The organism is Flavobacterium swingsii (assembly GCF_900111965.1).
Taxonomy (GTDB): domain Bacteria; phylum Bacteroidota; class Bacteroidia; order Flavobacteriales; family Flavobacteriaceae; genus Flavobacterium; species Flavobacterium swingsii.
Genome location: NZ_FOJT01000010.1, coordinates 1 through 1,568, shown reverse-complemented (window position 1 = coordinate 1,568; position 1,568 = coordinate 1). Strand labels below are relative to the sequence as shown.

The window sequence follows — 1,568 nt, the reverse complement described above, 5'->3', positions numbered from 1 at the left end:
GAAAACCCTATCCAAATCGGATAGGGTTTTTTGTTTTATAACTATTGCGAACTAAACTTCGCATACCTCATTGCCAATAGCAGTGCTCCTCTTAATCTCAAATGTCGCCTTTGTTTCGCCTGTTCGGATAAAGCCTCGGGTTTTTTGTTTATAAAAAGTTTTGAAATAGAGTATTTCTTCACCACAATATGGGGGTAATAGTGGAAATTCTGGAGTAGGACTTAAATAATTTACGATTATGGAGATTACTTTGTTTCATGTAATTACAAACATTGGGTTATTTGCGTGAGGGATGGCAGTAGAAATCCTTTTTAGTTTTAGGATTGACTTCTAATTACTAAATAACATTAAAACTAAAAAGATTGGAACGAACAGCCCGACGTCCGTTTGTGGAAGATTTTGTTGGTTTTTAATATGATGCCAACACAAACGGGAGGCACGCCATAATAAAAAAAAACTGTAACTGAATTATGTATTCTTATCAATTGATCTGGTTCACGTTATAAATAAAATAAGCTGCCCAAGAGTTGGACAGCTTATAAAATATTTTATTGATTGTTGGAGTTTTTTTATTCTTTAATAAAACGTTTAGTACCAACTGATACGCCGTCAGTAATTTCAATAATATAAATTCCCGGCATTAATCTACCCACATTAATTGAATTGTTGTCAGTGTTGCCATTTGTCATTTGCTGACCCATTAAATTAAATATTCTGTATGAAGAATTATTTTCAATACCAGAGAAATTTAATGTTTCACCTTTTACAGGATTCGGATACAAATTGAAAGACAGTTTGCTAACTTCTTTATTTTCTGTTGCAGAATCATCAATTTTTGCAGAATCATCAGTAGTTTCAGTTCCAACTTTAGCAGTAACTCCTGTAGTAATGTTTACAGTATAATCTTCTACCTCTCCGTTAGTAAACATTTCACAAGCAGTTGGAAAAGCATTATATTTCATTGAAACTCTCATTCTTGTATTTCCAACTAAAGCTGTAGAAGGAATGATAAAGCTACCACTTACAGATGAAGCTTTAGTTTTTGATTTACTGAAAACAAGTTCATCAGAACCAAAATTTCCATCTTGGTTATAATCAATCCAAACACGATAAGCTTCACTTACTGACATACCGTTCCATGCCGGAGTTATGGTTATTGAAGATGTAGAACCTACTGATACACTGGTTGATAGTGTTGTATAATTACCATATCCGTTGTTGTTTCCTGAAAGATTGTTAATAGAGCCCAATTGAACACGGTTAATATATTCTCTGGCAGTACTTCCTGTTGAATTACAATAGTTAACGCCAGCTGTTAATGTAGTCACGTTTGCAGTGTTACTTGTAGATGATACGTTTCCAACTGCATCTTTAGCAGTTACATAGAAATTGTAAGTAGTTGAAACAGATAAACCAGATACAACTAATGTAGTAGCAGTAGTAGTTGTTTTCAATACTCCGTTTTGGTATACGTTATAACCAGTAACTCCTACATTATCAGTAGCCGCAGTCCACGACAAATTAGTACTTGAAGTTGTAGTTCCTGAAGCAGAAAGCGTTGAAGTTGT

At 34.0% G+C, this 1,568-nt stretch carries 1 protein-coding gene; it reads right to left on the bottom strand.

Translation table 11 applies throughout. From position 1 onward, the window contains the following. Positions 1–569 precede the first annotated feature (569 nt). The coding region (locus tag BM053_RS12080) for a GEVED domain-containing protein (protein ID WP_143076495.1) at positions 570–1,568 on the bottom strand (999 nt) is incomplete at its 5' end.